Source organism: Allobosea sp. GW823-FHT02B03, assembly GCF_058797755.1.
Genome location: NZ_JBXAJY010000005.1, coordinates 274,433 through 299,610, shown reverse-complemented (window position 1 = coordinate 299,610; position 25,178 = coordinate 274,433). Strand labels below are relative to the sequence as shown.

Below are 25,178 nucleotides of genomic sequence, written 5' to 3'. Positions count from 1 at the left end.
GGTTCCTGAAGGAGGCTCAGCGGCGGCCGCTCAGCCAGACATGAAGGCACCAGGGCAGGATCAGGGCGAGCCCGGTGAGAACGAGGCGAAGGGTCGTCCAGGCGATCGGATATTGCAGTGCCCGGCCGTCGAGCTCGGGCACGCCATGGATCAGCCCGAGCGCGAAGGCCGGTGCCAGGAAGATCACCAGCGCATTGAAGATCCGCCGCCCGCGCGGCAGGTCGGTGCGTGCCAGTGCGAGCAGCGCCGGCGCGGCGACCATGCCGAAAGCGATCAGGACGAGCAGGACGCGCATGGGCTGCCTTCGGCCAGGGGAACGAGCAGCCGCTTTAGCACGCCGGCCGTCCGGTTCCAGCCATGAACGGTCCGGCGCGTGGCCGAAACCGCCCTCTCCGGCCGGCTAGCGGCCGCCGCCGACCCGGATGATCGAGCCGACCATGTAGGACGCCGCCTCCGAAAGCGCGAAGAGCACGGCCTCGGCGATTTCCTCCGGCTGGGCCACGCGCTTCAGCGGGATTGTCGGCGCGATGCGGGCGACGCGACCGGGATCGCCGGTGGAGACGGCATGGATATCGGTCTCGGTCATGCCCGGCGCGACCGCATTGACGCGGATGCCCTGCGGCGCGAGCTCCTTGGCGAGACCGACGGTGAGGGAATCGACCGCTGCTTTCGAGGCCGCATACCAGACATATTCGTCGGGCGAGCCGAGGCCAGCGGCGATCGACGAGATGTTGACGATCGCGCGGTTCTCGGCGCCCTCGTTCGCGAGCAGGGCGCGGGCGGCCTCGCGGGCGACCAGGATAGCGCCGGTGACGTTGAGATCGATGCAGGCGCGGATGATCTCCGCCTCGGCCGCGACGAGCTGGCTCGACTTGCCGGTGATCGCGGCATTGTTGACGACGGCGGTCAGCGGCCCGAGCGCAGCCTTCGCCTCGGCGAAGACGCGGACGATATCGGCCTCTTTCGCCATGTCGCCTTGTAGCGCGATGGCCTTTGCCCCTGCCCGCTCGCAAGCCGCGACGACCTCCGCCGCAGCCGCCGCATTGCCCTGATAGTTGACGGCAACGTCATAGCCGCGCTCGGCGGCGAAGCGGCAGATGGCGGCGCCGATGCCGCGGCTGCCGCCAGTGACGAGAAGGACGGGACGGGACATGGGGGCTCCTTGGCGCGGTCTCTGTTCGGACGCTGCGCGTCATCGTGAGTGGCGAGCCATCAAAACGAAAAAGGGCGGCTCTTGCGAGCCGCCCTGATGCATGGCCGACAGGAAGCCGGCGAGTGCCAAAGATATCAGCGCTTCGAGAACTGGAAGCTGCGGCGGGCCTTGGCCTTACCGAACTTCTTGCGCTCGACGACGCGCGCGTCGCGGGTCAGGAAGCCTTCCTTCTTGAGCGGGCCACGCAGCTCGGGCTCGTAGAAGGTCAGAGCCTTGGAGATGCCGTGGCGGACCGCGCCGGCCTGGCCGGAGAGGCCGCCGCCCTTGACCGTGACGATGACGTCGTACTGGGTCATGCGATCGACCAGCATCAGCGGCTGCTGCAGGATAAGGCGCAGCACCGGGCGGGCGAAATAGACTTCCTGATCACGGGTGTTGACCGTGATCTTGCCGGAGCCGGGCTTGATCCAGACGCGGGCAATGGCGTTCTTGCGCTTGCCGGTGGCATAGGCGCGGCCGTGGGCATCGACCTTCTTGACGTGCACGGGGGCGTCGGGCTGGGTGCCCTTGGCGACCTGGCCGAGCTGATCGAGCGACTGCAGGACTTCGGCCATCGTCAAACCCTCGCATTCTTGCGGTTGAGCGCCGAGACATCGAGAGCCTCAGGCGACTGGGCGGCGTGCGGATGCTCCGAACCCTTGTAGACACGCAGGTTCCCGAGGATCTGGCGGAACAGCGGGCCACGCGGCAGCATGCGCTCGACGGCCTTCTCGACGATGCGCTCCGGGAAGCGACCCTCGAGGATGAAGCGCGCGGAGCGCTCCTTGATGCCGCCCGGATAACCGGTGTGGTGATAGTAGTTCTTCTGCTCGCGCTTGCGCCCGGTCAGGACCACCTTCTCGGCATTGATGACGATGATGTTGTCGCCGCAGTCGACATGCGGGGTGTAGGCGGCCTTGTGCTTGCCGCGCAGACGCATCGCCACAACGGAGGCGAGACGGCCGACGACGAGCCCGGAGGCGTCGATCACAACCCACTTCTTTTCGACATCGGCGGGCTTGAGCGAGATGGTCTTCATCGCGGCACCCTTCGGCTGCTTGAAAAAAGGACAAGCCGCCGGGAGGCCGGCGGCGGTGTGTGGCGGTGGATAGGTGGCAGGCCTTACGATGTCAAGCGACGATAACGCCGATCATTGCCAAAAACCGCATTGTTTTCAGCGCAGTGCCAGAAACGGTATTTAGATACCGCACTTATTGTTTCAATGTCGTGGTCGGGCTTTGCCAGGCCACCCCTGCAACCAGGAAAATCCGGCCAGGAGCTTCTCGGGTCTCCGCTGCGCTCCGCCCAGAATGACGTCAGTCAGCGCTCGGCCGGAATCGAATAGGTCCCCGTGGCGTGGCAGACGATCTCGCTCTCGCCTTGCGAGTAGAGCGAGACCTCGCCGATGGCGAGCCGCTTGCCGAGCTTGAGCAGCCTCGCCTGCGCGATCAGCGCCGCCTGGCCGGGCTTGCGCAGGAAATTATAGTTCAGGCTGGTGGTCACAGCGAGCGCAACCGGGCCGATCTGCCCGAGGATCGCGACATAGAGCGCGAGATCGGCGAGAGCCATCATGGTCGGGCCGGAGATCGTGCCCCCCGGCCGCAGGTGCCGCTCATGATAGTCGCAGCGCATGCGGGCGCTGAGCGGCCCGACCTCCTCGACGAAATAGGTCCGTCCGCCATAGTGGAGCTGCGGGAAAATCCGGTCGAGATAGGCCTCGATCTCCGAGGCGCTCATACGTGTCGTCATCGTGCGAGAAACCGAAGGCTGGCAGGACGCTACTCCCCTTGCAGCATGGCCGCGGCACTCCGACAATAGGTGGAACTTCGAAAGGCCCATGCCATGAACGCCCATATCCGGCCCGATGCCGCGCCGGTGCTGCTCCGCCAGGATGCCGACGGCATCGCCACGCTGACGCTGAACCGGCCGCAGGCCCGCAACCCGCTGAGCGAGGCGATGCTGGCCGCGCTCGCCGAGAACTTCGCCGCTATCGCAGCCGACCGCAGCGTGCAGGCGGTGGTGCTGGCGGCGGCCGGCCCGGTCTTCTCGGCCGGGCACGACCTCAAGGAGATGAGCGCGCGGCGCGCCGATCCCGATCGCGGCCGCGCCTATTTCGCCGACATTCTCGGGCGCTGCTCGCGGGTGATGCAGCAGATCACCGCCCTGCCCCAGCCGGTCATCGCAGCCGTCGAGGGCACCGCCACAGCGGCCGGTTGCCAGATCGTCGCCAGCTGCGACCTCGCCGTAGCCGGCGAGGATGCAAGGTTCAGCACCCCCGGCGTCCATATCGGCCTGTTCTGCTCGACGCCGATGGTCGCGCTGTCGCGCAACCTTTCGGCCAAGCACGCAATGGAGATGCTGCTGCTCGGCGAAATGGTGCCGGCGCGGGAAGCGGCCCGGATGGGGCTGGTGAACCGCATCGTTCCGGCAGGAGAGGCCCTCGCGGGGGCAAGGGCGTTTGCGGCGATCATCGCCTCCAAATCCGCCGCCACGATCAAGACCGGCAAGCGCACCTTCTACGAGCAGCGCGAAATGGGGCTCAAGGCGGCCTATGACCATGCCAGCGCAGTGATGGTCGAGAACATGCTGGCGCGCGATGCAGAGGAAGGCATCGGCGCCTTCATCGAAAAGCGGCCGCCGGTCTGGGGCCAGTCGTGACGCGGCAGGCCAGCCTTGGTCGACCGGCCTGCCGGAAAGGCGGCCGCCGGAACCTCCGGCGGCCCGGTTAGCGCGATGCGCCCGTCAGAAGCCGAAGGAGATGAGCGCCATCTCCGACGCGGGCCTCGTCTCCTCCTGCGGCTGCGTCCTCGGCTCCGCATCGGAGGTCTGATCCGCCGGCAATTGCAGGACGGTGGCCGTCTGGCCATCCGACAGGTTGGTCACCAGAACGATCTGCCCATCGGGCAGTTCGAGCGCGTCATGGTGGACATAGGGCTTGTCGAGATCGACCTGGCGGAAGCGCGCGACCCTGGCCGCAAACTTGCGATGCGGCAGGAAGCCGACAAGGCGGTCGCATTCGATATCGGCCGCGAAGGCCAGTTCCGTGCCAGGCAGGACGCAGACCGCAACATTCGGATCGCCCGCGGCGCAGAAGCCGCGCGTGCTCGAACCGATGAAGCTGGTCGTCTTGAGGACATCGCCGACCTTGGCCGGGGTCGACATCACATGCTGCAGACTATAGTCGCACATGGCAGGCCCTCCTCGCTGAGAAGACTGGGATTGCCCCTCCAGTCCCTATCGACCAAACGACCATGGCGAAGCTGTGTTCCAGGCGCCGCCCCGCCGGGCCGGAAAAACCGCCGATGCTCGCAACCGCCTCGATTTGCTAGGATTTTCGTGCCGTGAACCATGATTCCTATGATGATGCGCTCATTCGCCGCATTCTGCGCGAGGTGAAGACCGTGGCCCTGGTCGGCGCTTCCGCCAACGAGGCGCGGCCGAGCTGGATCGTCACCAAATATCTGCTCGACCGCGGCTACGAGGTGATCCCGGTAAACCCCGGCCTCGCCGGCCAGACGCTGCTCGGCCGGACGGTCTATGGCGCGCTGAAGGACATCCCCGGCCCGGTCGACATGGTCGAGATCTTCCGGAACTCGGAAGCCGCCGGCCCGATCACCGACGAGGCGCTGACGCTCGATCCCTTGCCGAAGGTGATCTGGATGCAGCTCTCGGTGCGCAATGACGAAGCCGCGGCCCGGGCCGAAGCGAAAGGCCTCACCGTGATCATGAACCGCTGCCCGAAGATCGAATACGGCCGGCTCTCGGGCGAGATCGGCTGGCAGGGCATCAATTCGCGCATCCTCTCATCGAAGAAGCCGGTGCTCGCCGGCAAGGGCTTCCAGAAGCTGACGATCAACCGGCCGGGGACGTGAGGCCACAGGCTCGACAGAGCCGCTTGATCACGAGTGTCTTGATCTCCACTCTTCGGGTCGTCCCGGGCGACCGAAGGGAGACCCGGGACCCATTCCGGAACCTCTCTCGGAAAGGCTCCGGAATGGATCCCGGATCGGCGCCGCTGACGCGGCTTGTCCGGGATGACCACGATGTTTGTGAGCCATCCCGTGGAGAAGGCCGATGCCCCCTCTCGATCGCCGCACCCTCCTGCTCGCCGGCCTCGCCAGCGCGCTCGGCGCCGGCGGCGCCCGTGCCGCTTTCCCGGAACGGCCGATACAGCTCGTCGTGCCCTTCGCCCCGGCAGGTGGTACCGACATCGCGGCGCGCCGCCTGGGTGAGACACTGGCCGGCAAGCTGGGCGGCTCGGTGATCATCGACAACCGCCCGGGCGCGAGCGGCATCGTCGCAGGGCAGGCTGTGGTGAAGGCGCCGGCCGACGGCCACACCCTGCTCATCGCGACCGCCGCGAGCTTCGCCGCAGCCCCGGCGCTCGGCCAGAAGCTGCCCTATGACGTCGCATACGACTTCGCGCCGGTCGCGATGCTCGGCCTGTTTCCGCTGGTGCTGAACGCCTCGCCGACGCTCCCGGTCAGGACGCTGTCCGAGTTCATCGACTATGCCAGGCAGCGGCCGGAACAGCTCAATTTCGCCTCGGCCGGGATCGGGGGCACCAACCACCTCGTCTTCGAGATGATCATGCAGGCGACCGGAATCCGGCTGGCGCATGTGCCCTATCGCGGCGCCGGCCTCGCCGCGGCCGATCTCATCTCCGGCCAGGTCCAGGTGATGATCGACAGCCTCGCAGCCAGCCTCGGCAATCTCCAGGGCGGGAAGCTCAAGGCGCTCGGCGTCACGACCGCCGCGCGCCAGCCGCAACTGCCCGATCTGCCGACGCTCAGGGAACAGGGCGTCGACGTGGTCTATCCCGGCTGGGCCTCGATCGTCGCGCCGGCCGGCATACCGGCCGAGACGATGCGCACCCTCAACGGTGCGATCAACGAGGCGATGGCCGATACGACGCTGGTCGCCCGCTATCGCGAGCTGGTGATCGAACCGGTCGCATGGAGCGCCGAGGAGACCGGCGCCTTCATGGCCCGCGACCGCGCGGCGCTGAGCGAGCTGGTGGCAAAGACCGGCATCAAGCTCACCGAATAGGTGGAGCAATGGCCATGCTCCGCGAGAGGACGACCTGCTGCATTGCCGGGGGCGGCCCGGCCGGGATGATGCTCGGCTTTCTGCTCGCCCGGGCGGGGGTCGACGTCGTCGTGCTGGAGAAGCACGCCGATTTCCTGCGCGATTTCCGCGGCGACACCATCCATCCCTCGACCATGGAGGTGATGCACGAGCTCGGCCTGCTGGAGGAGTTCCTCAAGCTGCCGCACGTACGCGAGGACGATCTCGTCGCCCGCTTCGGCAAGGAGGACATCACCGTCGCCGATTTCAGCCATCTGCCCGTCAGGGCACCCTTCATCGCCTTCATGCCGCAATGGGATTTTCTCGACTTCCTCGCCGATCACGGCCGGGCTTGCCCGAACTTCAGGCTGCTGATGCGAACGAAGGCGACCGGGCTGGTCGAGGAGAACGGCCGCGTCGTCGGGCTGAAGGCGGAAGGTCCGGACGGCCCTATGGAGATCGCCGCCGATCTCGTCGTGGCGGCGGATGGGCGGCGCTCCGATGTGCGCGCCGCCGCGGGCTTCGCGGTCACCGAACTCGGTGCGCCGATGGACGTGCTCTGGTTCCGCCTGAGCCGGCGGCCGGACGAGCCGGCGCAGGCCTTCGGCCAGGTCGCAGCCGGGCGCTTCTTCATCCGGCTCAACCGCGGCGACTACTGGCAATGTGCCTTCATCATCCCGAAGGGCTCGCTGGAGCGCCTGCAGGCCGCCGGGCTCGATGCCTTCAAGGCCGGACTGCTCGCGCTCGCGCCGGAACTTGCAGACCGTACCGGCGAACTGGCCTCCTGGGACGACATCAAGCTGCTCTCGGTCGCCGTCGACCGGCTGGAGCGCTGGTGGCGGCCGGGCCTCATCTGCATCGCCGATGCCGCGCACGCCATGTCGCCGATCGGCGGCGTCGGCATCAACCTCGCGATCCAGGATGCGGTCGCGACGGCGAACCTGCTGGCCAGGCCGTTGCGCGATCGCCAGCTGACCGACAGCGACCTCGCCGCGGTCCAGAAGCGACGCGAATGGCCGGCGAAGGTCACGCAGACCGTGCAGATCGCGATCCAGAACCGGGTGATCACGCCGCTGCTGGCGGCGGACAAGCCGATCGCACCACCCTGGCCGCTCAGGCTGCTGCAACGCTTCCCGCTGCTGCGGCGCCTGCCGGCGCGCATGGTCGGCATGGGCGTGCGGCCGGAGCATCTCGGGCCGGAGCTGAGCCCTCGACGCTGATTTGACGCCCTGCGAGGCGTTCGTTAAATCGAACAAGACGTCCGAGATCAGAAGTTTCGAGGGAGCACGCCATGACCGACCGCATTCCGGGTTTCAACACGCTCGCCATCCATGCTGGCGCAGCCCCCGACGCGGCGACCGGCGCGCGCGCCACGCCGATCTACCAGACCAGCAGCTTCGTCTTCGACGATGTCGACCACGCCGCCTCGCTGTTCGGCCTGCAGGCCTTCGGCAACATCTACAGCCGCATCGGCAACCCGACCAACGCCGTGCTCGAGGAGCGCGTCGCGGCGCTCGAAGGCGGCACCGCGGCGCTCGCCGTCGCCTCCGGCCATGCCGCCGAGTTCCTCTGCTTCCATGCCCTGCTGCAGCCCGGCGACGAGTTCGTCGCGGCCAGGAAGCTCTATGGCGGCTCGATCAACCAGTTCAACCATTCCTACAAGAACTTCGGCTGGAACGTGATCTGGGCCGATTCAGACGATCTCGAAGCCTTCGCCGCGGCGGTGACGCCGAAGACCAAGGCCATTTTCGTCGAGTCGATCGCCAATCCGGGCGGCGTCATCGTCGACCTCGCCGGCATCGCGGCCATCGCCAAGAAGCACAACATCCCGTTCATCGTCGACAACACGATGGCGAGCCCCTATCTCGTCCGGCCGTTCGAGCATGGCGCCGACATCGTCGTGCATTCGGCGACCAAGTTCCTTGGCGGCCATGGCAACTCGATCGGTGGCCTGATCGTCGACGGCGGCTCGTTCAACTGGGTCGGCGACGAGCGCTACCCGATGCTCTCCAAGCCGCGGCCGGAATATAACGGCATGGTGCTCGGCGAGACCTTCGGCAACTTCGCCTTCGCGATCGCGACCCGCGTGCTCGGCCTGCGCGACATGGGCCCGGCGCTCTCGCCCTTCAACGCCTTCATGATCCTGACCGGCATCGAGACCCTGCCGCTGCGCATGCAGCGCCATTGCGAGAACACGCTGAAGGTCGCGACGCATCTTGCCCAGCACCCGGCGGTGGAATGGGTGAACTATGCCGGCCTGCCCAACAACAAGTACCATGCGCTGGCCCAGCGCTATTGCCCCAAGGGCGCCGGCGCGGTCTTCACCTTCGGCCTCAAGGGCGGCTACGACGCCGGCGTCAAGCTGGTCTCGAACCTCCAACTGTTCTCGCATCTCGCCAATATCGGCGACACGCGCTCGCTGGTGATCCACCCGGCCTCGACCACGCATCGCCAGCTCAGCGACGCGCAGAAGACGGCTTCGGGCGCCGGGCCGGAAGTCGTGCGGCTCTCGATCGGCCTCGAGGACGTCGAGGACATCATCGCCGATCTGGAGCAGGCCCTGGCCTGAGCCAAGTCGACGTAAGATCCTGCAGTATGGCCGGCCTCGCGCCGGCCATTTTCGTGTCCGCCCCCAGCGCGCGCACTCAGGGCAGGATAATCGCTGCCGAGGCGCGGCCAAAGGCGCGTTCAGGCGCTTTCCGGACGCAGGCCCTGTTCGGTGCGGGTGAGATGAACGACGCCCATGGCGAGCACGGCGAAGCCGAGCGCCTGATGGGCGAGGCCGGCCCAGAGCGGCACCACCAACAGCAGCGTGACGATGCCGAGCGCCGATTGCGCCAGGACGAGACCGGTGATCGCGCTCGCGCGCTTGGCGCCGCCCGAGCCCGGCGCAACGCGGCGCAGGCTGGCGAGGTGCCAGAGCGCCAGCGCCAGCAGCAGATAGGCGCCGATGCGGTGGTTGAACTGCACCAGCGCGACATTGTCGACGAAGTTCTCCCAGAAGGGCGTTCCGGCGAAGAGCGTCGAGGCCGGCGGCATCAGCGCCCCGTCCATCAGCGGCCAGGTGTTGAAGGTGAACCCCGCCTTGGAGCCGGCGACGAGCCCGCCGAGCGCGATCTGGACAAAGAGCATCAGCAACAGGAACCGGGCGCCCGCCCCGCCCTGCCGCGCCTCGACCCGGCGCAGCGGCGTCAGCCAGGTGGCGAAGGCGATGACGCTGGCGAAGAACAGGCCGGCGAAGGTGAGATGCAAGGTCAGCTTGACCGGGGCGACGGCGACCATGCCGGGCTCGAGGCCAGAGGCGACCATGATCCAGCCGATCGTGCCCTGCAGGCCGAGCAGCAGGCCCATGCCGAACAGCACCGCAACCTGCGGCCAGGGCAGCAGGCGGCGCAGCGCCACGACGAAGAAGCCGGCGAGATAGAACAGGCCGATGAAACGGCCGAGCTGGCGGTGGCCCCATTCCCACCAGTAGATGAACTTGAAGTCGGCCAGGGCCATGCCGGCATTGAGCAGCTGGTATTGCGGGCTGGCGCGGTATTTGTCGAATTCGAGCGCCCAGGCGGCATCGGTCAGCGGCGGCAGCGCGCCGGTGACCGGCCGCCATTCGGTGATCGAGAGGCCGGAGCCGGTCAGACGCGTCGCGCCGCCGACCACGATCATCACGAAGACCAGGAAGGCAGTTGCCCAGAGCCAGCGGCGGATGCCGGGGTGGCCGGAAGCAGCGGCGGCCTGCCGGGGGTGTTCGAGCGCGATCGTCACGGAAGCGGGACCTCGGGTCGCAGGTGAAAGGCCGGAATGCGCTTCACAAGCGCGGCGTCGGGTGACAGATAGTCCGGCGGGCAAGCCCGAACAACGCCCGCAATGCCGCAGCCGGAAAGCAAGACCCATGACCCAAAGCCATCGCAAGCTCGTCGGCACGGTCGTGATCCTGGTCTTCGTCTGCGTCTACGCGCTGGTCGCCATGGCCCTGGCGCAGGGACGCATCACCGAAGCCTCGAAGCCGGTGCAGACCATCGCCTATATCGTGCTCGGCCTCGCCTGGGTGCTGCCGCTGCTGCCACTGATCAAGTGGATGGAGCGAAAGGACGGCTAGCCGTCATTCTCGGCCGGAGCGCAGCGCAGAGCGGCGAAGCTACGGCCGAAGATGCCCGGGGCAGGCCCGGACATGACGCCCCTCAATCGACATTCAGCTTCCGGCCCCGGTTCCAGAGCAGGAAAGGCAGGCCGGAAAGCAGCGGCCTGAGCGCCGCCTCGCTCTGATGCAGCCCGTTGAGCGACACGCGCGGCAGCGCGTGCAGGTGCTCGGCATGCTCGGCAAAGAGGTGTCCCGGCCGTGTCGTCACGGCGCTGGCAAAGCCTGCCTCCTTTGCCAGCGCGAATTCGCGCGGCCCGGCCGAGCCGGGATCGCCGACGGGATAAGCGAAATGGCGGATCGTCAGGCCGAGCTTTTCCTCGAGCCAGGCCTTGCTCGCGACGATCTCGCGGCGCGCCTCGTCTTCCGGATGCTTGGCGAGCATCGGATGGCTCATCGTATGGGCGCCGATGGTGACGCCGGGGGCGCCGGCGAGCGCACGCAAAGTCTCCAACGGCAGGCATTCGCGCTCGACCAATGCGACCGGGTCGACGCCGGCCTGGCGGCAAAGATCGGCGATCGCCGACAGCAGGACCGCTTCCGGCCCCCTGCGCAGGCGCCAATAGAGTCGGTCGAAGGCCTTTTGCTTCTCGGCGTCGGAGCCGGCGAGCGCACTGAAGCGGCCATCGGGCAGATCGAGCGCGATCCGCGGCAGCGCGCGAATCGCCTCCTCAAGCTCCAGCCACCAGAGCCGCGCCGTGCGCTCGGCGAAGCCCGGCGTCACGAAGAGCGTCCAGGGCGCCTGATGTTTCGCCAGCACCGGCCAGGCATGGTCGAGATTGTCGCGATAGCCATCGTCGAAGGTCAGCGCGACGAAGAACCGGCCGGGCCTGGGGTCGGCGAGCCGCGCCGGAACCTCGTCGAGCGGGATGATGTCGTAGCCCTCTGCCCGGATCAGCCTGAGGGCGCGGGCCAGGAAGCCGGGCGTGATCTCGAGCAGGCCGTTCGGCCGGAAGCCCCCGGCCCGCGCAGGGCGGACGTGGTGCAGCATCAGGATCGCGCCCCGCCCCTGCGCCAGCCCCCTGCCCCAGCGATCGGCGCCGGTCAGCGCGATCGCCTTGAAGGCGGTGGAAAAAGCCTTGTGGCGCAAACTCATGCCAGGCCTATCGAAGAGTTTGATTCAACCGATCGCTAACGCTGTTCGGCGATCGCGGGATGCGATGGTTCCGATAGTGGCAGGTCCGTTCACAATGCGGGGTTAAGGAAGCCCGTCACGAAGAGCCGGGAACCGATCGAGGAATGTCAGCCGTCGCATGTGCACCGGGCCTGCCAGCCGCCGCCGCTTCGCAGCGGGCGGGCGCGCGCGGCTGGAGCCGGATCTGCGTCGGCAGCGAGATCGGCGCGCTCGAAAGCGAATGGCGCCAGCTGGAAACGAGCGGCCTCGCCACCCCCTATCAGGCCTATGACTGGATCCGGCCTTTCGTCGAGACCGTCGGCCGCGCCGAGGCGATGGCGTTCCGCTTCGTGCGCATCTGCGACGCCGAGGGCGCGACGCTCGCCCTTCTGCCGCTGGTGATCACGCGCCGGCACGGCACCCGCTTCGCTGAGTTCATCGGCGGCAAGCATGCCAATTATCACATGGGCCTCTACCGGCACGATTTCGCGGAGAGCCTAGACGACGACATGACCAGGCAGTTACTGGCCGAAGCCGGCGCCGCGATCGGCGAGGTCGACGCCTTCGTCTTCGTCAACCAGCCCACCTCCTGGCAGGGCATCGAAAACCCGATGGCCCGCCTTTCCGCCGGTGCGAGCCCGAGCCGAGCCTACAAGCTCGCGCTCCAGCCCGGCGACTGCGACGGCACCTTGCGCCGCTCGATGAGCAAGCACGCCCGCAAGAAGCTGACCACCAAGCGCAACCGCTTCGCCGAGTTCGGCCATTCGGAGCTGGTGCAGGCGCAGGACCCACTCGCAGTTGATCGCGTGCTCGATGCCTTCCTGGCGCAGAAAGCGGCCCGCTTCGCCCAGATGCGCCTGCCCGACCCCTTCGCCGATCCGGCGATCCGTAGCTTCCTGCGCGTGGCCGCCCTCGGTACGCCCGGGCGCCCGCCGGTCGTCGAGCTCTATTCGCTCGATCTCGAAGGGCAGCCGGTCGCGACCTATGTCGGCGCGGTCCATGGCGCGCGTTTTTCAGGCATGGCGACGTCTTTCGACCTCGCCTCGCCTGCGGCACGTACCAGCCCCGGCGAGATCCTGCTGGTCCAGCTGATCAAGCGCAAATGCCGGGCGGGGCTGACGATGTTCGATCTCGGGGTCGGCGAGGCCCGCTACAAGACGACGATCTGCGACGACCGGGACGACCTGGTCGACACCTTCTTCCCACTGACCGCCAAGGGCCGCGCCTATGCCGGCTTCAGCCAGGCGAAGCGGGCGCTGAAGCGGCGGATCAAGGCCTCGCCGCTGGCATTGAAGCTGTCGCTACGCGTGCTCGGCTGGCTGAAGCGTAGGCCGTCGCCTGGCGACGACGACTGAGGTCGCCGTCGCGAGGCTTTGCAACGCGTCTTCAGGCCATGACCGGGCTGGGCTCGCGCGTGATCTCGCCGGCGCGTCCCTCCCCTTCGACCATCACCAGCGCGATCGGCGCCTTGGTCAGATCGGAGAGGCGGTAGGCGGCTTCGACCGCATGCCCGTTGCCGACATGGCCGGCCATGACCAGCGCTGCCTGGGCCTGGGCGACGAGCGGCGCCAGCACCGCGGCCTCGTCGGTCGAGGCGGCGACGACCAGAACCCAGTCATAGGTTTCGCAGAGCGCGTCGAGCGCGACCTCGACGATATCGGGCGCGGCGAGCACAGCGGCGCGGCCGGCATAGCCCGGCCCGATCTCGTGCAGGCGCGAGTTCGGCCTGCGGGTGATGATGTCGGAGAACAGCGCCTCGCCGGAGAGCAGCTCCGAGAAGCCCGGCTGGTGACGCTCGGCATCGCTGCCGAGATCGATCAGGACGCAGCGGCAGCGCTCGGAAAGCAGGGTCGCCAACTCCCGGGCCGAGGCATCGCCCGGCGCCGCGCCGTCGAGCACGACGACGAGCGGGGCATAGCCAGGCCGGCCGTCATCGACCCGCGCCGACAGGTCGGCGAGGCTGCGGTCGGGATCGGAAAGGTCGAGCTGCATCTGGCCGACGCGGCCGCCATGGGTGAGCAGGCCGGCGACGCGGGCTTCCCGCGGATCGACGGCCTTGTCGCCTCCCGCTTCCGGCTGCGTGTCAGGACGGCAGGCGGCGGCGCCGACCCAGCCCGGCGGCTTGCGGGGCGGCCGCGAGGTGCCCGCCCCTCCGGGTCCCGCCGCCCCGTTCAGCAGCTCACGCGAGATGATGGCCGCGAGCGCGATCAGGAAGGTCGCGAGCGTCGCGACGATCATCGTCGGAATCTTCTTCGGGAAGGAGGGCTGCGTCGGCTCGACGGCGCGCGAGATGATGCGGGCGTCGGCCGGGGTCGCATTGTCGGCATCACGCGCGAGCGCCTCGCGATAGCGCAGCATGTACTGTTCGAGCTGCTCGCGCTGGGTACGCGCCTCGCGCTCGAGCGCGCGCAGCTGCACCTCGCTGTCATTGGCGCCGGAGACGGTCTTCTTCTGCCCCTCCAGGGCGGCGGTGAAGCTCTCGACGCGCTGGCCGGCAATCTTGGCCTCGTTCTCGAGCGTCCGCACGGCGCGCTCCGAGGCGGCGCGCAGCTGGCCTTCGAGATCGGCGAGCTGGGCGTTGAGTTCCTTGATGCGCGGATGCTCGGAGAGGAGATTGCGCGATTCGAGCGCGATCTGCGCGCGCAGATTGACGCGCTGCTCGATGAGGCGGCGCACCAGCTCGTTGTTGGCGACATCCGGAATCTCGAAAGTGCGCCCGGTCTTCATCGCGTCGCGGATGATCGAGGCCTTGGCCTGCGCCTCGGCCTGCTGGGTGCGGGCGTTGGAAAGCTGGCTCGAGAGATCGGCGAGCTGCTGGGAGGTGATCGTCGTATTGTTGGTGCCGACCAGCAGGCCGTGGCGTGAGCGGAAATCCTCGACCTTGGCCTCCGATTCCGCCAGCTTCTTGCGCAGCGGATCGATCGTGGTCGAGAGCCAGGACGAAGCGCTGCGGGCTGTGTCCTGCTTGGCCGCGCCCTGCATCTCGAGATAGGTGCTGGCAATGACGTTCGCAGCCCTGGCCGCGAGCTCGGGGTCCTGCGAGGTGAATTCGATCGCGACGATGCGCGAGCGACCGACGGGGTAGACCAGCAGCCGGTCGTAATACTTCTCCAGCACACGTTCCTCGGGCGAGCGGTCGGCCGGGTGCGCGCCAAGACCAACCAGCACGCCGAGCTTCTTCAGCGCGCCGAGCGCACCCGCGCCGGAATCGAACTCGGGATTGCCGACGAGGCCGATGCGCTTGATCGCCTCGCGCGCCAGATCACGCGACATCACCACCTGGACCTGGCTCTGGACGCCCTCGCTGTCGAACTGCGCGCCGTAATTATCGGCTGTCGGCCCTGGGCGCGTGTAGAAGCTGTCGCCGTTCTCGAGCAGCAGCCGTGCCTCGCCGGTATAACGCGGCGGGATGACATTGACGGCAACGAAGGACAGGCCAAGCGCCGCCAGCGTCGGCCCGATGATCCAGGCCTTCCTCGCCTTGATCGCGGCCCAGAGGGCAGTCAGATCGAGCATGTCACCGGAGCGGCCTTCGCCGGCAGCCGGGGCAGTGTCATCGCGAGCGGTCATGACTCTTCCATTCACGCAGAACTCTCGCGTCCTCGGCAGGACGCAGCGTCAATGAAAGCGGATTAAGGTTATTGGTCGGTAAACGCGGCCCGGCGACAGCGTATGATCGATACCGGCCACAGCTTCAGCGCCGCGACAGTGGCAACCTCCCACGAGAATGCGGCAGCACGGCCGACATGGTTAATCGGGAGCGAATTTTAACCTGCTCTTAAGCATGTCCGCATAACCCTGACCCTGGCTTTTTCGATGGGTTCAGCACGCGATGATGAGTAGACGCCCCGTCTGTCTTGCGCTGGCGGTCGCGCTTGCGGCGGCAAGCTGCGCGCCTCGCATCGTCGCGCCGGAATTCTCCGTCGAGAGCGCGGGCCCCTATCAGCTCGCCAGCGGCGATCGGCTGCGCATCATCGTTTTCGGCCAGGACAACCTCTCCAACGTCTATGCCGTCGACGGCAGCGGCCGCATCTCGATGCCGCTGATCGGCGCGGTCGACGCCAATGGCCGCACCACCGCGCAGCTCGAGCGCGCGATCGAGGCGCGGCTGCGCTCCGGATATCTGCGCGAGCCGAGGGTTTCGGTCGAGGTCGACGCCTACCGGCCGTTCTTCGTGCTCGGCGAAGTCACCAATTCCGGCCAGTTCCCGTTCGTCAACGGCATGACGGTGCAGACCGCCGTGGCGATCGCCGGCGGCTTCACGCCGCGCGGCCAGCGCAACTACGCCGAAGTGACACGACTGATGGACGGCCAGCTCGTCACTGCCACGGTGCCGATTACCTATGCGGTGCGCCCCGGCGACACCATCGTGATCAAGGAACGCTGGTTCTAATCCCGGCGCGGAGCTCGACCCCATGCCCGCCGCGACCGACGCCGGCCCCTTGAAGATCCTGCATGTCTTCCGCGCCCCGCTCGGCGGGCTGTTCCGGCATGTGCTCGATCTCGCACGCGGCCAGGTCGAACGTGGCCACGAGGTCGGCATCTTCTGCGATTCGACGACCGGCGGCGCCCGGGCCGACGAGGTTTTCGCCGAGCTCGGACCGAAGCTCTCGCTCGGGGTGACGCGCGTGCCGATGTCGCGCTATCCGAGCCTGACCGACGCCAGAGCTCAGCTTTCCGCGGCCGCGACGCGGCGCAGGGTCGCGCCGCAGGTCGTGCATGCCCACGGCTCCAAGGGCGGCGTCTATGCCCGCCTGCCGGCGCTGATCTCTCCCGGGCGCAGCTACATCACGGCCTACACGCCCCATGGCGGCAGCTTCAACTACAAGCCGGGCAGCACGGAGCACCGCGTCTATATGGGCGTCGAGCGCCTGCTCGAGCCGGCGACGGACATGTTCCTGTTCGAGAGCGCCTTCATCGCCGGCCGCTTCCAGGCTTGCACCGGCCATCTGCCGCGCACCGACCATCGCATCGTGCTGAACGGCATCTCGGATGCCGAATTCGCGCCGATCGACCATACCGCCGCGAGCTTCGATCTCGTCTATCTCGGCGAATTGCGCTCGGCCAAGGGTGTCGACACGCTGATCGAATCGCTGGAGATCCTGAAGGCGCGCGACGGGCTGACCCCACGCGTCCTGATCGTCGGCTCCGGCCCGGACGAGGCGCTGCTCAAGCAGATGACGGTCGAGCACGGCGTCTCGAAACAATGCGTCTTCGAGCCGCCCGGCCCGATCCGCGCCGCCCTCGCCAAGGCCAGGATCATGGTGATTCCATCACGCGCGGAATCGCTGCCCTATGTCATTCTCGAAGCCGCGGCCGCAGCCCAGCCGCTGATCGCGACCGATGTCGGCGGCATCAAGGAAATCTACGGCCCAAAGCACGCACCGCGCCTGATTCCGCCCAATGACCCGACGATCCTTGCCGACACGATTCGCGCGACGCTCGCCATGCCGGAAGCGGCGCGCAGGGCCGAAGCGACCGATCTCGCGAGCTATGTACGGGCGAATTTCTGCCTGAATGCGATGGTCGACGGCGTGCTCGGCGCCTATCGCAGCGCGCTGGCCAAGCGCCTCGGCTGAGCGCCGGCGCCTTCCCGCGAGGGCTTCGAAAAGCCGTTCGACTTTCGCGCCCCCTGCGCTATACGCTGGCCTTTCCCTCACTGCGGCGGACCGGCGATGGCCTGATCCCTCCGCACGAGAACTGGTTCGGATGGCGCGATCATGTGGCGCGACGGACGCAAGTCGACGCGCAATGCGCGGCTCGAACGCGAATGGACTCGGCTCTTCCGCTATGCCTGCGCCCTGACGCGGGATCGCGAACGGGCCGGCGACGCCGCCCAGGAGGCGGCGCTGCGCGTACTCAGCGCGAAGAGTGAGCCCGCAGACGACGTCGCCTATCGGCGCTGGCTCTACTGCATCCTGCGCAACCTGCTGGTCGATCAGAGCCGGCGGCAAGCGCGCGAGACAGGCAGCGAAGCGCCCGAACCGATCGACTGGCGTGTCGCGGAGCGCGCGCTCAACGCCATCACGGTGCGGCAGGCGCTGGAGCAATTGCCGCTCGCGATGAAAGAGGTGGTGGTCTTGGTGGATCTCGATGGCTTCAGCTATGCGGAAGCGGCGGCGATCATCGGCGTGCCGACCGGCACGGTGATGAGCCGGCTGGCCCGTGCCCGGGCCGCCATGCTCGCCGTCATCGGCGAGACCAATATCCGCATGCTGCCGCAGCGCCATGTCTCGGCGCGCTGACATGCCCGGCCCGGCCGACTGGGAGCGGCTCAACGCCTTTGCCGATGGCGAATTGGCGGTCGCCGATCAGCGCGAGGTCGCGGCCCTGCTCGGCGCCTCGCCTCCGGCGGCGCAGTCCCTGCGCGGCATCATCGGGCTGAAGGAGCAGTTGCGGGCGCTGCCGATCGGTGATGCACCGCCCTTCCCCCGCGCCAAGGCGCCGCCGCAGCGACGCCATCGCAACCTCGCCGCCGCAGTCGCCCTGGCACTTGTCGCCGGCGCAGCCCTTTTCGCCCTTGGACCGGCGGGCAGTCCGCCGGACGACCGCTTCCTGGCCGCATCGCTCGCCGCCCATGAGCGCCATGCGGACACCGTCCCCGCCGAGGGCGTGGTGCAGGTTTCGGCCGATCCGATCGCGAGCGAGCTGGCACGGCTCGGCCTGCGGCCGGCCTGGCGCAATGTGGCGACACGCGGCGAGGAACATGCCGGCTTCACCGGGACGCGCGGCTGCCGCCTGAGCCTGCACGTCACGACGCAGCTTCAGCCCGAGCGCCCGCCCGGCCGCAGCGAGACACCCCATGCGCTCGCCCGCTGGAACGCCGACGGCAAGAGCTATCTTCTGATCGCGACGGGCATGCCGGCGGCGCGTTTCGCCATCATGGCCGGCTTCCTGAGAGACCTGACGTCGCATCCCGGTCCCGGCATCGAACCCCTGCGCACCGCGCTTCGCCAGGACTGGAGCGCCGCGCCGTCCTGCCTCGCCTGAGGTCCCATCCCAAAAAGACGGGACAGCATGGAATTATTCCAGACGCTCGAACGTCTCATCCTCCAGTGGCGCCCTTTTCGTGATGCGCCTGAAGGAGGAAACCGATGGCGAAGGCTGAACGCTCCCTGGCGGAACTTTATCGCGACGATCCAGAGCGGGCCGATGCGCAGGCCTTCGACCGGCGTACCGATTCCTCGCGACGCGGCTTCCTGGGCGGCGCCGGTCTCGCGGCGATGGGCGCGGCCGTCGGCGGCGCGATCCCCTTCTCGGCCAACATGCCGGCCGGGCTGATCCCGGCCGCGATGGCGCAGGGCACCGCGGCCCCGGCGGGCGCCCCGCCCGCTGCCGCGCCCAAGGGCCCGCAGCTCCTCGACTTCCCGGGCAAGGCCAAGGGCCTCGTCCTGCTCGGCGACCGTCCGCTCGTCGCCGAGACTCCCGAGCACATGCTCGACGACGACACCACGCCGACCGAGAAGTTCTACATCCGCAACAACGGCCAGACCCCGGAAGGCTTCACCGAAGGCGATGCCTGGGAGTTCAGCATCGACGGCGAGGTCAACACCCCGCTGAAGATGAAGCTCGGCGAGCTCAAGCAGAAATTCGCCGCCAAGACCTATCGGATGGTGCTGGAATGCGGCGGCAATGGCCGCTCCTTCTTCCAGCCGACCGCGCGCGGCAACCAGTGGACCAATGGCGGCGCCGGCTGCGCCGAATGGACCGGCGTCTCGCTGGCCGAGGTGCTGAAGAGCGCCGGGCTGAAGCCGAGCGCGGTCCACACCGGCAATTACGGTGCCGACCAGCATCTCTCGGGCGATCCGAGCAAGGACGTGCTCTCTCGGGGCGTACCGATCGAGGCCGCGATGGAGCAGCACGCGCTGCTGGTCTGGGCGATGAACGGCCAGCCGCTCAACAACATCCATGGCGGGCCGCTTCGGGTGATCATTCCCGGCTTCCCGGCTTCCGTCTCGCATAAATGGCTGAAGCGGATCGCAATCCGCGACAAGGTCCATGACGGCCAGGGCATGGGCGGCACGTCCTATTCGGTCGCGATCAAGCCGATGATCCCCGGCGGCAAGACCGACGAATCCAACATGCGCACCATGACCTCGATGCCGGTGCGCGGCATCATCACCAACCCGGCCAATGGCACGCGCCTTCCGGCCGGAACGCGCAAGCTCGCTTTGCGCGGCGCCGCCTGGGACGGGCATGACGGCGTCTCCCGCGTCGATGTCTCGATCGATTTCGGCGCGACCTGGCAGCAGGCCAAGGCGGCCGAGCCTCGCAACCGCTTCGACTGGCGCCGCTGGACGGCCGAGGTCGAGCTGCCCTCCGATGGCTATTACGAGCTCTGGGTGCGGGCGACCGACGGCAAGGGCCGGGCGCAGCCGCACGTCGCCGGCGGCTGGAATCCGCAGGGCTATGGCGCGAACCCGATGCATCGGGTGGCGGTGCTGGTCGGATGATCTCGATGGGTTCGTTGTTGCGCCGCGCCGGGCTCACGCTCGGCGCGGCAGTATTGCTCACGGCTTCGCTGGCGCTGGCGCAAGCGCCCACCCCCGCCGAGGAGACTCCCGAGATGTTCCCGGAGGCGCCTCATCGCGAGGAGGCGTTCTATGCCTGCGTCGCCTGCCACAACTTCAAGCTGGTCGCGGCCCAGGGCATGAGCCGCGACAAATGGGAGGAGACGCTCGCCTGGATGGTCAGCAAGCACAACATGCAGCCGCTCGGGGACGAGGACCGCAAGAAGGTGCTCGACTATCTCGAGGCGAGCTTCCCGCCCAAGGCGCCCGCCCAGCAGGGCGGCTGGAAGAATCCGTTCCTGCAGTGAGGAGCGGGCTCAGGCCAGCTTGAGCGCCACCACGCCGGCGACGACCAGCGCGATGCCGAGCCAGCCGGCCGGCCGGATGGCCTGGCCGAAGGCGAGCGCGCCGACCACCGCGGTGATGACGAGACCCGCCCCGCCCCAGGCGGCATAGGCAACCGAAAGGTCCATGCCGCGGATCGCCTGGGCCAAGGCGCCGAAGGCGCCAATGACGAGGATGACGCCGGCGCCGCCGATCAGGCGGCGCTTCAGCCCGTCCGAGAGCTTGAGCAGCGCCGTGCCGGCGACCTCAAGCCCGACCGCGAGCACGAGCCAGAGGATGGCCAGGCCTTGCGGAGAGAAGGTGGCGCTCATGCGACCCTCCTCTGCTGTTCATGGCCGACCTCGTCATGGTCGGGCTCGTCATGGCCGACGCCGCGCTCGAGCAGCACGATGCCGGCGACGATCATGGCCAGCGCCACAAGGCGCTCCGGCGTCAGATGCTCGGCGAACAGGACATGGCCGATGACGGCGATGCCGACGATGCCGAGCCCTTCCCAGACCGCATAGGCGACCGCCATCGGAATGACGCGCAGCGCCAGGCTGAGCAGGGCAAAGGAGAGGCCGATCAGCACGAGCGGCAGAAAGGCCAAGAAGAGCGGCGCTGAAACGAAGACCTTCAGCGCCGACGTAGCGAGAACCTCGACGGCAACCGCCGCGAGCAGAACAATCCAGTGAAAAGACACAGGTCACACAATTGGCGCGGGCCCAAGGCGCCGGCGACGCGGGTGCGACGTCGACGGGGTGCGCATCGTTGGCGTTTTAAAGACGAAGCAAGAGAGTAAAAGGAACGCTTCGATTGTCACCGAAGGTCAGCACAGCATCTCACCCTGTTTCCGGAAATCCCGGGGGCGGAGGCCTTCAAAAATGTGCTTCTCAGTCGCTCATCGCGACCCTTGAATGCCTGAAACGGGGCCTTTTGTCAACGCTACGCTGGATTTTGACGCTGAAAACTGTATTTTCAGGGTATTTTCTGGCCAGCGAAAACTATGGCTATCGCCTTGAATGCCTTCGCTAAATTCTATCCCCGCCGCGGGCGCCGCCGGAGGGGCGAGGCATGCCGGTTAAACACCCGGAAACCGCGCTCGAACTCCCTCAAATCGCTGCACCTTTCGCAGCGGCGGGTTAAACCTTCCGAGAGCAATTTGCGCTAGTCGACAGCCGATGCTCGAACCTCTGGTCCGGGCAGGCGGAGAGGACATGACGAGATGGGCGCTTTCGACGTTCGCGACCTGATCAAGGCGGATTCGGCCGGCCCGGCACAGGAGGGCACGCCCACCTCCGGCGCCACCCGCGCCTTCCATCCGTTGGCCGAGCGCATCGCCGCTATGCCGGTCAAGCGCACATTATCGCCGGTGCTGATCGAAGGTCTGGTGCGGCTGGCAGACTTCGTGGTGGTGGTCGGCGTCGGCGGCCTGATCTTCTGGCTCTATGTCGCCGGCAAGGTCGAGAACGCCCTGCCCTATCAGGTCACCATTCCGCTGCTTGCGGTCGGCGCGCTCGCCGCCTTCCAGGCGCTGCATCTCTATCATATCGGCGCGCTGCGCAATTTCGTCACCATGGCGGTGAGGATCATCGCCGGCTGGACAGTGCTGTTCCTGCTGGCGCTGGCGGCGTTCTTCTTCCTCAAGATCGGCGATCAGGTCTCGCGCGTCTGGCTGGCAAGCTTCTATGCCGGCGGCCTCGCGCTGCTTCTGGCCGAGCGGCTCGCCGTCACGATGATCGTGCTGCGCCTGACCCGTCTCGGACGGCTGGAACGGCGCACTGCCATCGTCGGGGGCGGGCCGGCGGGAGAGGAGCTGATCAAGGCGCTGGAAGCCCAGCGCGACACGGGGCTACGCGTCTGCGGCGTCTTCGACGACCGCAATGACGACCGCTCGCCCGACCTCGTCGCCGGCTATCCCAAGCTCGGCACGATCGACGACCTCGTCGAGTTCGCCCGCCGCACCAAGCTCGACCTCGTGATCTTCACCTTGCCGATCTCGGCCGAGGCACGGCTTCTGACGATGCTGCGCAAGCTCTGGGTGCTGCCGATAGACATTCGGCTCTCGGCCCATATGTCGAAGCTGCGTTTCCGGCCGCGCTCCTACTCCTATATCGGCGCCGTTCCGGTGCTCGACGTCTTCGACCGGCCGATCGCGGACTGGGACATCGTCGTCAAATGGCTGTTCGACAAGATCGTCGGCACGCTGGCTCTGATCCTGCTCTCGCCTCTCATGCTGGCGACAGCGATCGCGATCAAGCTCGACTCGAAGGGCCCGATCCTGTTCCGCCAGAAGCGCTACGGCTTCAACAACGAACTGATCGAGGTGCTGAAATTCCGCTCGCTCTATCACGAGATGAGCGACTTCGCCGCCGCCAAGCAGGTCACCAAGGACGATCCACGCGTCACCCGCGTCGGCCGCTTCATCCGCAAGACCTCGATCGACGAGCTGCCGCAACTCTTCAACGTCGTCTTCAAGGGCAATCTTTCGCTGGTCGGCCCGCGCCCGCACGCGATCCATGCCACCGCCTCGAACCGCGCCTATGAGCAGGTGGTCGACGGTTATTTTGCCCGCCACAAGGTCAAGCCCGGCATCACCGGCTGGGCCCAGATCAATGGCTGGCGCGGCGAGACCGATACCGAGGACAAGATCCAGCGCCGCGTCGAGCACGATCTCTATTACATCGAGAACTGGTCGGTGCTGCTGGACCTCTACATCCTGATCAAGACGCCGTTCTCGCTCCTGACGAAGAACGAGAACGCCTATTGAGCACGCTGGCGCAGGGAGGTGAGGCTGGTGGCCGGCGCCATGGCGGCCTGCAGATCTCCTATGCCGCGATCAAGCGCGGGGCTCTCTGGCTGCTCACCGCCTCGAGCGGCTTTGCCCTGATCGAGCCCTCGCCCTACGAACTCGTCTTCCTGATCGCGCTCTTCGTGTTCGCGCTGACCGGCATCCGCTTCTCGCAGAAGCTGCTGCCCCTCGCGATCCTGCTGCTGCTCTACAATCTCGGCGGCGTCTTCTCGCTGCTGCCCTGGATGGACGAGGCCCCCTCGGTCCGCTTCACCGCCGTCTCGGTCTATCTGATGCTGACGGCGATCTTCTTCGCCGCGATCATGGCGGAAGACCCGCTCGGGCGCCTCGACACGCTGCGCAAGGGCTATCTCTTCTCGGCCTGGTGCGCCGGCTTTGCCGGCCTGCTCGGCTATTTCGACGTGGCCGGCCTCGGCAGCGTGCTCTCGCTGCATGGCCGTGCCTCCGGCACCTTCAAGGACCCGAACGTGCTCGGCCCCTTCCTGGTGCTGCCGATCGTCTACACCCTGCATGCCGTGCTCACCGGGCGGGTCGGCCTGGTCAAGGGCTTCCTGCTGATGAGCGTGCCGCTGCTCGCGCTCTTCCTGAGCTTCTCGCGCGGAGCCTGGGCCAATCTTGTCGCCGCCACGCTGATGATGACGGCGCTGACCTTCCTGACCTCGCCGAGCAGCAAACAACGCACCCGCATCGTCTTCCTGACGCTGGTCTCGCTGGTGCTGGTCGTGGTCGCGATGCTGATCGCGCTGTCCTTCGAGAACATCCGCAGCGTCTTCGAGATCCGCGCCAGCCTCGACCAGGATTACGACCAGGGCGTCACCGGCCGATTCGGCAACCAGTTGCGCTCGATCCCGCTGCTGCTTGACCTGCCGAACGGCTTCGGCCCGCTGCGCTTTCGCTGGCATTTCCCGGAGGATCCGCACAACGTCTACATCAACGCCTTCGCCTCCTATGGCTGGCTCGGCGGCGTCTCCTTCCTGGCGCTGATGGCCGCGACCTGCCTCGCCGGCTGGCGTGTCGCGATGCGGCGCTCGCCCTGGCAGGGCCATGCGATCGTGCTCTGGTCGGTGCTGTTCGTGACGATCCTGCAAGGCATCCAGATCGACACCGACCACTGGCGGCACTTCTACCTGATGCTCGGCCTGGTCTGGGGGCTGGCCGTGCTCAACCCGGCGATGCCGCCGCGCGGTGACTAGCCTCAGCGCTCCTTCCGCACGACCACATAGGCATAGGTCGTCAGGGCCTCGAAACCGATCCTGGCCGCCAGCCGGTTGAAGGCATCGTCGACCTCGCGCACCCCCGGCATCCGGTCGAAATAGCCGTGCCCCCAGAAGGGCTGGACATGGATGTCGCTGAAGCCGGCCCGCTTCAACATCGGAGCCAGCCTGGTGCGGCTGCCGCGGCACCAGTCATAGAAGGCAGGGAACTTCGGATCGTCGCCACCTTCGCGCCGTGCCGGAAACAGCGCATGGACGATGGCGCGGGAGGCCTTCTCGGGCAGGACATGGTTGAGCGCGAAGACCGGCGCCCAGAGCGTCGGCACGAAGGCGAGGCCGACGCCCCCCGGTGCCAGCAAGGCATGGATGTTGGTCCAGGCGCGCTCGACGTCCTGGACATGCTCGAAAACCATGCGCGAGACCATCATGTCATAGCCGCCGCGCGCGATATCCGGCTCGGAAAGGTCGCCCGCGATGTCGAAGCGGGCGGTGCGCAGGCCTTTCGGAGTCAGTGCGAGCTCACCGGCGTCGATGTCGTTGACGACGAGGTCGAGCCCGTAGCGGCGCGCCTCCTCCGGCGAGAACAGCGGGTCGCGCCCGCCGCCGACCTCGCAGACGCGCCTCAGGCCGAACTGATGCGCGAGCGCCAGGATCGTCGCCTCGTAATGGTCCCAGGCCCAGCGCGAGTGCCAGTCCGGCGCGAGACCGGCGAAGAAGCTCTCCAGCGAGCCTCTGCCCGGCTCGGCGGCGGCTCGAACAGGGCGCGGCCTGCGATCGGCCAATGCCATCGACATGACGTTTCTCTCGCGT

Annotated in this window: 27 protein-coding genes; 15 read left to right on the top strand and 12 right to left on the bottom strand. The window is 67.5% G+C overall.

What is annotated here, in order from left to right; translation table 11 throughout:
- Positions 1 to 16: 16 nt before the first annotated feature.
- The 5 genes from AC1REK_RS18530 to AC1REK_RS18510 form a co-directional block, all read right to left on the bottom strand.
- Positions 17 to 295, bottom strand: coding sequence for a hypothetical protein (locus tag AC1REK_RS18530; protein ID WP_316017900.1), 279 nt, complete (start codon positions 293 to 295; stop codon positions 17 to 19).
- A gap of 105 nt (positions 296 to 400) precedes the next feature.
- A complete protein-coding gene (locus AC1REK_RS18525) occupies positions 401 to 1,153 on the bottom strand; it encodes an SDR family oxidoreductase (RefSeq protein ID WP_492268920.1) in 753 nt (250 codons plus the stop codon).
- A 134-nt stretch (positions 1,154 to 1,287) separates the two neighbouring features.
- Entirely contained in the window at positions 1,288 to 1,767 is a 480-nt protein-coding gene (gene rpsI, locus AC1REK_RS18520) for a 30S ribosomal protein S9 (RefSeq protein ID WP_316017902.1), read from the bottom strand.
- A gap of 2 nt (positions 1,768 to 1,769) precedes the next feature.
- Complete coding sequence (gene rplM / locus AC1REK_RS18515) at positions 1,770 to 2,231, bottom strand: 50S ribosomal protein L13 (RefSeq protein WP_066474843.1); 462 nt, start codon at positions 2,229 to 2,231, stop codon at positions 1,770 to 1,772.
- A gap of 281 nt (positions 2,232 to 2,512) precedes the next feature.
- Positions 2,513 to 2,941 (bottom strand): PaaI family thioesterase, encoded by a 429-nt coding sequence (locus AC1REK_RS18510; protein WP_066474589.1) that lies wholly within the window; start codon positions 2,939 to 2,941, stop codon positions 2,513 to 2,515.
- Positions 2,942 to 3,034: 93 nt separating this feature from the next.
- Here AC1REK_RS18510 and AC1REK_RS18505 point away from each other — a divergent pair, with 93 nt between their 5' ends.
- Positions 3,035 to 3,850, top strand: a complete 816-nt coding sequence (locus AC1REK_RS18505; protein ID WP_492268921.1) for an enoyl-CoA hydratase — start codon at positions 3,035 to 3,037, stop codon at positions 3,848 to 3,850.
- Between the two features lie 84 nt (positions 3,851 to 3,934).
- On the opposite strand, the gene AC1REK_RS18500 is transcribed toward AC1REK_RS18505, so the two are convergent.
- Positions 3,935 to 4,381 carry a hypothetical protein gene (locus AC1REK_RS18500; protein WP_492268922.1) on the bottom strand — a complete coding sequence of 149 codons (447 nt, stop codon included), beginning with the start codon at positions 4,379 to 4,381 and terminating at the stop codon, positions 3,935 to 3,937.
- A 152-nt stretch (positions 4,382 to 4,533) separates the two neighbouring features.
- On the opposite strand from AC1REK_RS18500, the gene AC1REK_RS18495 reads away from it, so the two are divergent.
- The 4 genes from AC1REK_RS18495 to AC1REK_RS18480 all read left to right on the top strand — a co-directional run bounded on the left by AC1REK_RS18495 (position 4,534) and on the right by AC1REK_RS18480 (position 8,828).
- Positions 4,534 to 5,064 (top strand): CoA-binding protein, encoded by a 531-nt coding sequence (locus AC1REK_RS18495; RefSeq protein WP_492268923.1) that lies wholly within the window; start codon positions 4,534 to 4,536, stop codon positions 5,062 to 5,064.
- A 202-nt stretch (positions 5,065 to 5,266) separates the two neighbouring features.
- A complete protein-coding gene (locus AC1REK_RS18490) occupies positions 5,267 to 6,241 on the top strand; it encodes a Bug family tripartite tricarboxylate transporter substrate binding protein (RefSeq protein ID WP_492268924.1) in 975 nt (324 codons plus the stop codon).
- A 14-nt stretch (positions 6,242 to 6,255) separates the two neighbouring features.
- Positions 6,256 to 7,479 (top strand): FAD-dependent oxidoreductase, encoded by a 1,224-nt coding sequence (locus AC1REK_RS18485; protein ID WP_492268925.1) that lies wholly within the window; start codon positions 6,256 to 6,258, stop codon positions 7,477 to 7,479.
- A 71-nt stretch (positions 7,480 to 7,550) separates the two neighbouring features.
- Entirely contained in the window at positions 7,551 to 8,828 is a 1,278-nt protein-coding gene (locus AC1REK_RS18480) for an O-acetylhomoserine aminocarboxypropyltransferase (RefSeq protein ID WP_492268926.1), read from the top strand.
- 119 nt (positions 8,829 to 8,947) lie between these two features.
- Here AC1REK_RS18480 and AC1REK_RS18475 read toward each other — a convergent pair whose 3' ends face one another.
- On the bottom strand, positions 8,948 to 10,021 hold the full coding sequence (locus AC1REK_RS18475) for a COX15/CtaA family protein (protein WP_492268927.1): 1,074 nt from the start codon (positions 10,019 to 10,021) through the stop codon (positions 8,948 to 8,950).
- A 127-nt stretch (positions 10,022 to 10,148) separates the two neighbouring features.
- Between AC1REK_RS18475 and AC1REK_RS18470 the strand changes: the two genes are divergently transcribed.
- The gene (locus AC1REK_RS18470; protein ID WP_066474570.1) at positions 10,149 to 10,355 is read left to right on the top strand and encodes a DUF2842 domain-containing protein; all 207 of its coding nucleotides are present in this window, start codon (positions 10,149 to 10,151) and stop codon (positions 10,353 to 10,355) included.
- A gap of 82 nt (positions 10,356 to 10,437) precedes the next feature.
- Here the strand turns inward: AC1REK_RS18470 and AC1REK_RS18465 are convergent, their stop codons facing one another.
- Positions 10,438 to 11,490, bottom strand: coding sequence for a polysaccharide deacetylase family protein (locus AC1REK_RS18465; RefSeq protein ID WP_492268928.1), 1,053 nt, complete (start codon positions 11,488 to 11,490; stop codon positions 10,438 to 10,440).
- A gap of 143 nt (positions 11,491 to 11,633) precedes the next feature.
- Here AC1REK_RS18465 and AC1REK_RS18460 point away from each other — a divergent pair, with 143 nt between their 5' ends.
- Positions 11,634 to 12,863 (top strand): GNAT family N-acetyltransferase, encoded by a 1,230-nt coding sequence (locus AC1REK_RS18460; RefSeq protein WP_492268929.1) that lies wholly within the window; start codon positions 11,634 to 11,636, stop codon positions 12,861 to 12,863.
- A gap of 31 nt (positions 12,864 to 12,894) precedes the next feature.
- On the opposite strand, the gene AC1REK_RS18455 is transcribed toward AC1REK_RS18460, so the two are convergent.
- The gene (locus tag AC1REK_RS18455) at positions 12,895 to 15,078 is read right to left on the bottom strand and encodes a GumC family protein (protein WP_492268930.1); all 2,184 of its coding nucleotides are present in this window, start codon (positions 15,076 to 15,078) and stop codon (positions 12,895 to 12,897) included.
- A 265-nt stretch (positions 15,079 to 15,343) separates the two neighbouring features.
- On the opposite strand from AC1REK_RS18455, the gene AC1REK_RS18450 reads away from it, so the two are divergent.
- The 6 genes from AC1REK_RS18450 to AC1REK_RS18425 all read left to right on the top strand — a co-directional run bounded on the left by AC1REK_RS18450 (position 15,344) and on the right by AC1REK_RS18425 (position 20,326).
- Positions 15,344 to 15,901 carry a polysaccharide biosynthesis/export family protein gene (locus AC1REK_RS18450; protein ID WP_316017914.1) on the top strand — a complete coding sequence of 186 codons (558 nt, stop codon included), beginning with the start codon at positions 15,344 to 15,346 and terminating at the stop codon, positions 15,899 to 15,901.
- Between the two features lie 22 nt (positions 15,902 to 15,923).
- The gene (locus AC1REK_RS18445) at positions 15,924 to 17,087 is read left to right on the top strand and encodes a glycosyltransferase (RefSeq protein WP_492268931.1); all 1,164 of its coding nucleotides are present in this window, start codon (positions 15,924 to 15,926) and stop codon (positions 17,085 to 17,087) included.
- A gap of 141 nt (positions 17,088 to 17,228) precedes the next feature.
- On the top strand, positions 17,229 to 17,753 hold the full coding sequence (locus tag AC1REK_RS18440; protein WP_492268932.1) for an RNA polymerase sigma factor: 525 nt from the start codon (positions 17,229 to 17,231) through the stop codon (positions 17,751 to 17,753).
- A 1-nt stretch (position 17,754) separates the two neighbouring features.
- Positions 17,755 to 18,498 carry an anti-sigma factor gene (locus AC1REK_RS18435; RefSeq protein ID WP_492268933.1) on the top strand — a complete coding sequence of 248 codons (744 nt, stop codon included), beginning with the start codon at positions 17,755 to 17,757 and terminating at the stop codon, positions 18,496 to 18,498.
- A gap of 104 nt (positions 18,499 to 18,602) precedes the next feature.
- On the top strand, positions 18,603 to 19,961 hold the full coding sequence (locus tag AC1REK_RS18430; RefSeq protein ID WP_492268934.1) for a sulfite oxidase: 1,359 nt from the start codon (positions 18,603 to 18,605) through the stop codon (positions 19,959 to 19,961).
- A gap of 5 nt (positions 19,962 to 19,966) precedes the next feature.
- Positions 19,967 to 20,326, top strand: a complete 360-nt coding sequence (locus AC1REK_RS18425) for a hypothetical protein (RefSeq protein WP_492268935.1) — start codon at positions 19,967 to 19,969, stop codon at positions 20,324 to 20,326.
- A gap of 9 nt (positions 20,327 to 20,335) precedes the next feature.
- Here AC1REK_RS18425 and AC1REK_RS18420 read toward each other — a convergent pair whose 3' ends face one another.
- Together AC1REK_RS18420 and AC1REK_RS18415 are read right to left on the bottom strand one after the other, a co-directional pair.
- A complete protein-coding gene (locus AC1REK_RS18420) occupies positions 20,336 to 20,674 on the bottom strand; it encodes an SMR family transporter (protein WP_316017920.1) in 339 nt (112 codons plus the stop codon).
- A complete protein-coding gene (locus tag AC1REK_RS18415; RefSeq protein ID WP_492268936.1) occupies positions 20,671 to 21,045 on the bottom strand; it encodes a DMT family transporter in 375 nt (124 codons plus the stop codon). The genes AC1REK_RS18420 and AC1REK_RS18415 overlap by 4 nt, the downstream gene beginning before the upstream one ends.
- A gap of 522 nt (positions 21,046 to 21,567) precedes the next feature.
- Between AC1REK_RS18415 and AC1REK_RS18410 the strand changes: the two genes are divergently transcribed.
- A complete protein-coding gene (locus tag AC1REK_RS18410; RefSeq protein WP_316017922.1) occupies positions 21,568 to 23,112 on the top strand; it encodes an undecaprenyl-phosphate glucose phosphotransferase in 1,545 nt (514 codons plus the stop codon).
- Positions 23,109 to 24,347: an O-antigen ligase family protein gene (locus tag AC1REK_RS18405; protein WP_492268937.1), complete on the top strand. Its 1,239-nt coding sequence runs from the start codon at positions 23,109 to 23,111 to the stop codon at positions 24,345 to 24,347. Before AC1REK_RS18410 ends, AC1REK_RS18405 begins: the two co-directional genes overlap by 4 nt.
- A 2-nt stretch (positions 24,348 to 24,349) precedes the next feature.
- On the opposite strand, the gene AC1REK_RS18400 is transcribed toward AC1REK_RS18405, so the two are convergent.
- Entirely contained in the window at positions 24,350 to 25,162 is an 813-nt protein-coding gene (locus AC1REK_RS18400) for a class I SAM-dependent methyltransferase (protein ID WP_492268938.1), read from the bottom strand.
- Between the last annotated feature and the right edge of the window lie 16 nt (positions 25,163 to 25,178).